The organism is Rhizorhabdus sp., from assembly GCF_018006725.1.
Classification (GTDB): Bacteria; Pseudomonadota; Alphaproteobacteria; order Sphingomonadales; family Sphingomonadaceae; genus Rhizorhabdus.
In genome coordinates this window covers 1-5068 of the sequence record NZ_JAGMXV010000296.1, presented here as the reverse complement: position 1 = coordinate 5068, position 5068 = coordinate 1, and the positions used below count along the sequence as shown (strand labels likewise).

The window sequence follows — 5068 nt, the reverse complement described above, 5'->3', positions numbered from 1 at the left end:
GCTCTGAAGAGCGAAGAGGGTGAGGCCGCTGCCGAAGGCGAAGAGTCCGCCGAGGGCTGATCGCCTTCCGTCGAACGAGACAGAGGCTCTGCCGGTCCAGGTCCGGCAGGGCCTTTTTCTTTGCCCTTCGCTCTTCAGACTGTAGGAAGCCGCGATGCAGATCTGGGTAGGACTGGGAAATCCCGGCGCGCAATATGCGATGCACCGGCACAATATCGGCTTCATGGCGGTCGACACGATCGCCGAGATCCACCGCTTCGATCCGTGGAAGAAGCAGTTCCAGGGCTGGAGTTCGACCGGACGGATCGGCAGCGAACGCATCCTGCTGCTCAAACCCGCGACCTTCATGAACGAGAGCGGCCGCGCCGTGGGCGAGGCGATGCGCTTCTTCAAATGCGAGGTCGGCGACGTCACGCTGTTCCACGACGAGCTCGATCTCGCCCCCTTCCGCGTCAAGGTGAAGACCGGCGGCGGCACCGCCGGCCATAACGGCCTGCGCTCGACCGAGGCGCATATCGGTAACGCATTCCGCAGGGTGCGGCTGGGCATCGGCCATCCCGGTCACAAGGATCGCGTAACCGGCCATGTCCTCGGCAATTTCGCCAAGTCGGAGATCGATCCGCTATCGGACATGCTTGGCGCCGTCGCCGCCGAAGCCCCCTGGCTTGCCGCCGGCGACGACGTTCGCTTCATGAACGAAGTCGCCCTCCGCCTCGCCGACTGACCCGCAGCCCGAAGGGGTGACGCAACGGCAGGCCCAGGCTAAGATGACCTTGGTGGGTGTGGCGTTACGGGGGGAAGTAGCGTGGGGAAGAATATCTTGGGCACGGCCGTTCTGGCCGGCCTTCTGGCTTGCGGTCCGGCAGCAGCGGCGAGCCCGTCGCTTCTGGCACAGGCAGAAAGCATCGATACCGCAGCCGATCCGGCGGGCGCGGTCACTGCGTGGCAGCAGGTGCTCGCGACGACGCCGACCGGTGCTCGCGAACGACCCCGCGCTCTGCTGGGCCTCGGCGAGGCGCTGGTGACCGCATCCCGGAGTGACGAAGCCCTGCCGATCCTCGAGCAGGTGGACCACGCCCGCGACGCGACGCCCGCACAGCGCGCCCGCGCGATGACCCTGCTGGGTTCGGCCCTCGCCGACGCCAATCGTCTCGACGACGCGAAGGCGAAACTGGCCGACGCCATCGGCGCGTGGCGCGCCATTTCACCGCAAGGCAGCGCGCAGGAAGCGATCGCTCTGAATATCCTGGCAACGGTCCACTTCGCGGCGGGCGATCTGGCCGAAGCGGAACGGATCGGTGTCCAGTCGGTCGAGCTCTATCGCAAATCGGGTGCGCCGGAGGACGCCGAACTGGTTGGGTTCATCGGCAATATGTCGACCATCACGCTGCAGGCGCGCAAGCTGGAGGCGAGCGAGGCCTATGCCCGCGAGGCGATGACGCTCGCGGGCCGCATCCTGCCGGAGGACCATCCGACCGCGATCGTCGCTCTGACCAACTGGGTCGCCGTTCTCGCCGCGCAGAACCGGCGCGAAGAATCGGTCGACATATTGAAGCGCATCGCCGCGCTGCGCGAGAAGCGCTTCGGGCCCGACTATCCGCCGCTGGCGATCACCTACAACAACCTCGCCCGCAACCTGCTGTTTCTCGGCCGGGCGGCAGAGGGGGAACCCTATGCCCGGCGCGCGGTCGCCATAGGCGAAAAGACGCGCGATCCCGCCGACCAGGTGCTGGCGGCGTTCCGCGACAATCTGGCCGACCAACTCGTCGATCTCGGCAGGGAATCGGAATCGGTCGAGATCCGGCGTCGCGCGATCGCAGGGTTGGGCAATGGCAATCAGCAGCGGGTGATGCGCCTGCGCGCTTCGCTCGGCAAGACGCTGCTCAAGATGGGCGACGACGAGGGCGCCCGCCAGCAGTTCGATTTGGTCGATCAATGGCAGGCGCGGACCTTGCCCGAAACGCACCCCGACCGGATCGAGATTCGGAGCTATGCGGTGCTGCTCGCGGCGAGGATCGGAAAACCCGACGCTCGCGAGAAACTTGCCGCTCTGGCGTCCGATATCGAACGCGAGTTATTCGCCAATGCCGACCCCGATCGCCGTGCCAGCTCGGTCCCCGACCTGCTTGCCCGACTTCTCGACGCGAGTTGGCTGGTCGGCGACCGGGACACCGGCTTTCGCGTTGCCCAACTGATGGCCCTGGACGAGGCCGGGCGCGCCATCTACGCGGTTTCCGCCCGCACTGCCGCCCGCCTTCCGGAAGCGGCGGCGCTGATCCGCAGGCGGCAGGATCTGCTCGCCGAACGCGACCGGTCGACACAGGCTGCGCTGCGCGCCTTCGGCAAGGGCGGTGCCGACTATCGCGAGGCGACAGCCGCCGTGGCAAAAGTCGACGCAGCACTGGCTGAGACCGAGACCACTTTGCGCGGCCTGAGTCCTGCCGATGCCGCGCTGACCCGATTCCAGTCGCTCGACGAACAGTCGGTTGCCGCTCGCCTCCGCGGGAACGAAGCGCTGCTGATGCCGGTGCCTCTCGGCAAGGACATCGTGACCTTCGTGGTTCGCCGCGACCGGGCAGACTGGGCACGTTCGCGCGGATCGACGGTGCTGGCGGACATATCCGCCCTGCGCTCTTCGCTGAACGTCGACCTGTCGACACGTGGTGCGCTTGCCGACCAGGCCGCCCCCCGGCCGGCCTTCGACCGGGCGCTGGCCTATCGCATCTATCGTACCATCATAGCCGAGCGGCTGGAAAAGGCGCTTGCCGGCAGCCAGAACTGGATCGTGGCGCCGGGGGGCCCGCTCGCCGGCCTGCCCTTCGCCGCGCTCGTGACCCAGCCGCCGGAAGGGCCGGACGGTGAAGCCACCACGCTGCGCAAGACGCCATGGCTGATCCGTCGCGCTGCGCTCACGCAGATACCTGCGGTCTCCGGCTTAGGTGTCGAGACACTCTCTGCCAAGCCGGGCGAGCGCTTCGTGGGTATCGGTGCCCCTCTGCTGGAGGGTAAGGCCGCCCCCGGCGAGGTCCGCAGCTTCTATCGCGGTGGAGCGATCAACCGGGAGGCGATCGCTGGGCTGGCCCCGCTGCCGCAAGCCGAGCGCGAGTTGAACCGCATGCGCGAAGCACTGCGCCTCCAACCCGCACTGCTGGTCGGTGCGGCGGCGACCGAAAGCGCCGTCAAGCAGCAGGATCTGCGCAATGTCCGTGTCCTCGCCTTCGCCACCCACGGCCTCGTCGCCGGAGCGGTCGATCGCACTTCCGAACCGGGGCTGGTCCTCACCCCACCCGCCCGGCCCGACAGCACGGACGACGGCCTGCTCACCGCGTCGGAGATCGCCGCGCTCGACATCGATGCCGACTGGGTTGTGCTGTCCGCCTGCAATACCGCTGCCGGATCGAGTACCTCCGCACCGGCACTGTCGGGCCTGGCGCGCGCCTTCCTCTATGCGGGCGGTCGCTCGCTGCTGGTCAGCCACTGGGCGGTTCGCGACGATGTCGCCGCCCGGCTCACGGTCGAGACGGCGCAACTGGCAGGCCGGGGACGGAGCCGCGCCCAGGCGCTGCGCCGCGCGATGCTCGACCTGATCGACGATCGATCGCAGGCCGACGGCGCCGACCCATCGGTCTGGGCTCCCTTCATCCTGGTGGCAACACGGTAGCGATCCGCTCCCGAGAATTGAAAAGCGGCGCCGGACGACCAGGTCCGGCGCCGCTTCCCGTGGGAGCAGGTGGTGGGAGTGCCTGCCCCCGCGAGCTTATTTGCCGAACGCGGCCGCGCCGGTGACGGTCGTGCTGGTTCCCGGCGCGTAAACCGAGAAGCTCAGGCCGAGATGGCTGGCACCGGGACCTGCGAGGAAGCCCCTGATGTTGGCTTCGCAACTGCTTCCCGTGCAAACCGGCCCGCCGGGCGCGATGCCCATGCCGTTGGCGAAGAAGGTCATGTCGCTCGCCACGCTCATCTCGCTGCGGGTTGGATCCGTAACGCCGCCCGTCGTCGCCAGACCATAGCTATGCCCGCCGATGCCCACCTGAAGGTCGATGCCGACCTTCGGCGTCGACCCGAAGGCGACCGCCGCGCTGCCCGTGAGCGTGCCGGGCTCCAGCGAGCCATCGCTGATCGTGGGACGGGTCGATCCGACCAGCGCGTAGCTGGCGGTGCCGGTCGTCGGGATGTTGGTCGCGGGGGTACCATGGACAAAATGCAGGCCCTGACGATCGGTGCGCGTGACCGGCGGGTTGTCGAAGTAGGAGCCCGCCGTCGTGCCGCCGGCCCAGCGGGTCCAGCCAATCACACCTGCAACGCTTCCGGTCTCCAGGGCATTATTGGTCCCGATCTCCGGGGACTCGCCCGAGGGATTGACCGTCCAGACATATTTCAGGAGTTGCCCGTTGGGACCCAGCGTTGTGCTGCTCTCCTCCCGGGAGTCGATCCCGATGACATCACCCGCATAAGCGACCATCTGGCCCGTGATTTCGTTCCCGTTAATAGGGGTCGTCGGCGTGCCCGGTCCGGTCGGGACGCCGGGCGTGGCCGGGATCGTCGGAAGCGTCAGCGTCAATCCCGCGAGGATCGAAGCGACGGCATCGAGCGTGCCCGTCTGGGCGAGCAGATCGACGGCATTGCGGATCAACTGGATGGTGGGCTCGGGAATGCCTGCGAACAGCCCATTTTCGATGGCCAGGTTGATATATTGACGGATCAGATCGGCGGTGATGCCCGAAAAGCCGTTCGGATTGCCGCCGCCGCGCAGGAAGTCGATATAGGCTTGGAGCGCGCTGGCATATTCAGGAAGCACGACGGTCCCGCCGCCCGTACCGCCGCCATTGCCCCCGCCTCCGCCGCCGTTACCGCCCGTGGCCGGAGGCACGAACACGCCGGTCCCGCCATTGGCGAGGAACTGCGCATAGGCATCGAAGATTGCCCGGTTCGACTGGCCGATCAGGTCGACCAGGCCGCTCGACTGCAGGAAGGTGAAATAGGCGTTGATGACCTCCTGACTTGCGCCACTGAACTCGGCCGGTGCCCCCCCCTCACGGATGAAGTCGATATAGGCGTTGACCAGATC

Annotated in this window: 3 protein-coding genes; 2 read left to right on the top strand and 1 reads right to left on the bottom strand. The window is 67.4% G+C overall.

Annotation, left to right across the window (positions count from 1 at the left end; genetic code table 11):
• Positions 1 to 154: 154 nt before the first annotated feature.
• Complete coding sequence (gene pth, locus KAY22_RS24335; protein ID WP_296625721.1) at positions 155 to 724, top strand: aminoacyl-tRNA hydrolase; 570 nt, start codon at positions 155 to 157, stop codon at positions 722 to 724.
• Positions 725 to 805: 81 nt separating this feature from the next.
• A complete protein-coding gene (locus KAY22_RS24330; protein WP_296625720.1) occupies positions 806 to 3661 on the top strand; it encodes a CHAT domain-containing protein in 2856 nt (951 codons plus the stop codon).
• A 96-nt stretch (positions 3662 to 3757) separates the two neighbouring features.
• Here KAY22_RS24330 and KAY22_RS24325 read toward each other — a convergent pair.
• The coding region (locus KAY22_RS24325) for a hypothetical protein (protein ID WP_296625719.1) at positions 3758 to 5068 on the bottom strand (1311 nt) is incomplete at its 5' end.